Below are 4,658 nucleotides of genomic sequence, written 5' to 3' on the forward strand. Positions count from 1 at the left end.
AGGAGGAAGTAATGCAGAAGAGAAATTATGTAATAGCAGTTTATCTGCTTCTGGCCATATTTATAGGTGGTTGTGAGCAGAAGGTAAAGACCGCAGTAACAGCAGTAACCATACCAGAAGGCGAGAAAGACCCTTCTGTATGGGGCAAGATGTATCAGCTACATTATGACAGTTATTTAAAGAACAAAGAACATGGAGAGGACGAAAGGCTACAGCAAATATAGAAACGACGATGAGGATAGATTGAGCCCATGGCCTTTCCAGTTTGTGCTCTTTGATGGATGGGGAATGGGCATAGAATACAACGAGCCAAATGGCCATACGGATATGTTGAAGGATCAGTTAAAGATTGATGCAGCACGCAAAAAGGCTGGTGGTGTATGCCTGACATGCAAGACTCCCTATGCGCCTGAACTAAAGGAGAGATCGAGGGTTGATTACTTCAGCAAGCCCTATGACGAGGTCTGGAAGGAGATTCCTGAAAAACACAGGGAAATGGGTGTTGTCTGTGCTGACTGCCATGACCCAAAGACAATGGATTTACGCATAAACCGCTGGACACTGATAGAGGCATTGAAGGCCATAGGCAAAGACCCTGATAAATTAACAAGACAGGAACTGCGAAGTCTCGTCTGCGCCCAGTGCCATGTAACTTACTCCATACCAAAGGACAGGGATAACAAATCCATTGGCCTCTTGTTTCCGTGGAAGAATGGCAAATGGGGCAATATCACCATTGAGGCGGTGATAAAGCAGATCAAGGACGAAAATTTGAGGGAATGGAAGCACAAGGTCACTGACCAGAAGATAGGGCATATAAGGCATCCTGAATTTGAACTATTCGCATCACCTGGGAGTGTTCACTGGGCAGCAGGCGTTGCCTGTGCTGACTGCCACATGCCTTATGAAAGGGTTGGCAAAGAAAAGATCTCTTCCCACAGATGGGAAAGCCCGCTTAAAAAGAATATGAAGGCATGCATGCAGTGCCACAACCAGAGCCCTGAGTGGTTGAAAGAACAGGTATTGAATATTCAGGACAGGGTGAATCATATGTTCACAAAGGCAGGATATTCAGTTGCCCGTGCAGCATTGATGGTCGAGGCAGCAGAGAAAAATCCCCGCTCGGATAAGACATTGATTAAAAAGGCTAAGGAGATATATGAAGAGGCGTATTACCGCAATACATGGATAGGCGCTGAAAACAGCATGGGCTTTCACAACCCGCCAGAGGCGCTGAGAGTACTTGGTGATGCCCTTGATCAAGGTCGTCAGGCTGAGATGTTGGCAAGGGAGGCAATACTGAAGACAGGTGCTTCGCCACCAGAGATCGATATGGCAAGGATTGATGCAATTGTTGCAGAGAGGTATAAGACAAAGGACGGAAAGACTGGATTTAAGCCTGTTGTAAAGAGAAAGGCTGCGCTATTAACACAAAAATAGATGTCATAAAGGATTAATGGAGGTAACAAAATGAAACGATTAGGAATAATGATTTTATTATGTCTTTTAGCATTGAATGGAGTCTCTTTTGCCGAGGTGCAAACTGCGCCTGCTCCGCAAAAAATAGACACAGGAGACACTGCATGGATGCTTATCTCAACAGCCCTTGTTATGCTTATGACCCCGGGGCTTGCCTTCTTTTATGGCGGTATGGTCAGAAGGAAGAATGTCCTCGGCACAATAATGCAGAGTTTTGTCATACTCTGCATTGTAAGTGTTGTATGGATTCTGTGGGGATATACCTTTGCATTCGGACCGGATAAATGGGGCATTATCGGCGGTCTTGACTGGCATGGAGGCAATGCCCCCGCATAACTTACCAATGACCATCCTCGGAGCAGCGCTCCTGTGGTTCGGGTGGTTCGGATTTAATGCAGGCAGTGCCCTTACATCAGGAGGGCTTGCCTCTGTTGCATTTGTCACCACAAATACCGCTACTGGCGCTGCTACAATGAGCTGGCTCGCTGTCGAATGGATTCAGAGGGGCAAGCCAACAGCCCTCGGCGCAGTCAGCGGAGCAGTGGCAGGGCTTGTTGCAATAACGCCGGCAGCGGGGTTTGTCAGCCCTCTATCATCGATACCCATCGGAATAGGCGCAGGAATGTTCTGTTATATAGCGGTAAATCTGAAGCAGAGGCTCGGCTATGACGACTCCCTCGATGTCCTCGGTATTCACGGAGTTGGAGGCACATGGGGTGCGCTGGCCACTGGGCTTTTTGCATCGACAGCAATAAACCCGGCAGGCAAGGATGGTTTATTCTTCGGAAACCCTCCACTCCTCGGTATTCAGGCAATTGCCGTAATCGCGACCTATGCATTTGTCTTTGTGACCACACTGATTATTCTTAAAATCGTTGACAGGGTGGTAGGCCTCAGGGTTGATGAGGAGCAGGAGCTTATCGGACTCGACCAGTCCCAGCATGGAGAAAGCGGTTATATGCTATAAAAGTCATACAAAAATGTAGCAACATACAAAAATGTAGCAACTTTTCTGCCAAGATTCCATTATAAATCAATGACTTGCAGGCTGGCACGATTCTGGCTTATATGAGGTGAAGACAATGGGTTCTTTAAAGGATAGGGTAAAAGAGATTGAAAGGGAAGAGATAATCAACGCCCTCAAGGAATGTGATTGGGTTATGGCGAGGGCAGCAAGAAAGCTCGGCATAACCGAAAGGATGATCGGATACAAGATCAAAAAATACGGAATCGGAAGGGAGGAGGATAAAGACAGTAAACAACTTACGGAGTAATGAGGCATGACTTTGAAACAAAAAATATTCGGAGGTGTTGTGATGAAAGGTTTAAAGGTTCTGGCAATGTTTCTGGTGCTTGGCTTTTCAACAGCCGGTACTTATGCGGAGGATAAGGTAACAGGCAGTGCATCTGTTGGTGTATTTAACAGGTATATATTCAGGGGCTACGAGATAGGCTCCCACAGCATCGTCATTCAACCTGCCTTGAGTGTTTCCTATAAGGGTTTTTCAGGCAGCTTATGGAGCAACATTGACAGTGATGAGCATGCTACACAGTCCTTTGTGCCTGACAAGGCCGGGCACAAGAGCTTTAACGAGACAGACCTGACATTGAGTTACACTTATGTTATTGATAAGCTCAGTCTTACAGCGGGCTATATCTACTACGCCATGAAGTATAATAATCCTCCCGGCGATACCGAGGAATTGTTTGTGAGCGCAAGCTATGACACATTTTTGAAGCCTACGCTGTCTGTGTACAGGGACATAACATCATATCCCGGCACCTATTTCAACCTTTCCCTGTCGCATTCGATAACGGTGTATAAGGATATAACCCTTGACCTCGGCGCATCCGCCGGATACTTTGTGGGCAGCGACGACTACTGGAAGACTTACGAATCATCGACAGGCGATTATACCGGCAAGAAATACAGTGCATTCCATGACGGTATGGTAAAGGCCGGTTTCACAATTCCAATAGCAAAGAATCTGTCGGTACAGCCTGTTGCACAGTACTGGTTCCCTCTTTCGAGCAAGGCAAAAAAGACAGTGGATGGAAACTCATATAACCATAACGGAAAGCTGGATGATACCTTTGTGACAGGTATAAATCTGACATTCAGCTTTTAACAGGAGGAAACTATGAAAAGGCTATTAAGTATTTTGATGATAATTGGTTTGCTGTGTTTTGCAGGTCTTGCGTTTACAGAAGAGGGGTTGGCTGAACAGGCCCCTGCTGCTCCGGCTCCGCTTAAGATCGATACAGGGGACACAGCGTGGATGATTGTGGCAACTGCCCTTGTTATGCTTATGACAATACCGGGACTGGCGCTATTTTACGGAGGACTTTCAAAACGCAAAGACACCCTTAACACTATTGCAATGTCCTTTGTGACATTTTGTATCGTGAGCGTTTTATGGGTAATCTACGGCTATACCTTTGCATTTGGAACAGACATCTCTGGAATCATAGGCAGCCCCGCAAAGCTTCTCCTTGCAGGAGTCGGTGTTAACAGCATTGCGGATGCAGCAAAGACGATACCTGAATACATATTCATCGTTTATCAGTTGACCTTTGCAGCAATTACCGTTGCCCTTGCAAGCGGCGCATATATAGAAAGGATGAAGTTCTCTGCATGGTTGATCTTCTCGATGCTCTGGATGACATTTGCATATCTGCCTGTTGCTCACTGGGTATGGGGAGGCGGATTCCTTGCAAAACTTGGTGCGCTGGACTTTGCAGGCGGTACTGTAGTCCATATCAATGCAGGTATCGCAGCCCTCGTAGGAGCTTTAATTTTGGGCAAGAGACGTGAGATGACCCTCATCCCTAATAATCTCACCCTTGTAGTAACAGGAGCAGGGCTTCTCTGGTTCGGGTGGTTCGGGTTTAATGCAGGCTCTGCGCTTGCAGCAAACGGACTTGCAGGAGCAGCCTTTATCAATACCAACACAGCTACTGCAGTTGCGGCGGTTGCATGGATGTTTACAGAGTGGATGCATTCAAAGAAGCCTACAGTCCTCGGTCTTGCATCGGGTGCTGTTGCAGGTCTTGTTGCCATAACACCTGCAGCTGGTTTTGTGAATATAACCGGCGCCCTAATCATAGGAATTGCAGCAGGTATAGTCTCATTCTTATCTGTTGCAGTGATGAAGCCAAAACTTGGGTATGATGATACA

General features: G+C 46.7%; 4 protein-coding genes and 2 pseudogenes. All 6 read left to right on the forward strand.

Annotated features, from left to right (window positions below):
* Positions 1-224 (forward strand): annotated as a pseudogene (locus V7L97_RS11375) (hypothetical protein); the annotation flags it as partial.
* Positions 193-1,440 (forward strand): ammonia-forming cytochrome c nitrite reductase subunit c552, encoded by a 1,248-nt coding sequence (locus tag V7L97_RS11380; RefSeq protein ID WP_333656068.1) that lies wholly within the window; start codon positions 193-195, stop codon positions 1,438-1,440. The pseudogene V7L97_RS11375 and the gene V7L97_RS11380, both read left to right, overlap by 32 nt.
* 123 nt (positions 1,441-1,563) lie before the next feature.
* A pseudogene (locus V7L97_RS11390) lies at positions 1,564-2,446 on the forward strand (ammonium transporter).
* 115 nt (positions 2,447-2,561) lie between these two features.
* Positions 2,562-2,753 (forward strand): helix-turn-helix domain-containing protein, encoded by a 192-nt coding sequence (locus V7L97_RS11395; RefSeq protein WP_333656074.1) that lies wholly within the window; start codon positions 2,562-2,564, stop codon positions 2,751-2,753.
* 42 nt (positions 2,754-2,795) lie between these two features.
* Positions 2,796-3,608, forward strand: a complete 813-nt coding sequence (locus V7L97_RS11400) for a hypothetical protein (protein WP_333656077.1) — start codon at positions 2,796-2,798, stop codon at positions 3,606-3,608.
* A 12-nt stretch (positions 3,609-3,620) separates the two neighbouring features.
* A partial coding sequence (locus V7L97_RS11405; RefSeq protein ID WP_333656078.1) for an ammonium transporter occupies positions 3,621-4,658 on the forward strand: 1,038 nt, incomplete at its 3' end.

Source organism: Dissulfurispira sp. (assembly GCF_036745535.1).
Lineage (GTDB): Bacteria > Nitrospirota > Thermodesulfovibrionia > Thermodesulfovibrionales > Dissulfurispiraceae > Dissulfurispira.

Bases quoted from the DNA above. Each gene is read 5' to 3' on its own strand.
- V7L97_RS11380 (WP_333656068.1), top strand. From the start codon at position 193: ATGGAGAGGACGAAAGGCTACAGCAAATATAGAAACGACGATGAGGAT.
- V7L97_RS11400 (WP_333656077.1), top strand. From the start codon at position 2,796: ATGAAAGGTTTAAAGGTTCTGGCAATGTTTCTGGTGCTTGGCTTTTCA.
- V7L97_RS11395 (WP_333656074.1), top strand. From the start codon at position 2,562: ATGGGTTCTTTAAAGGATAGGGTAAAAGAGATTGAAAGGGAAGAGATA.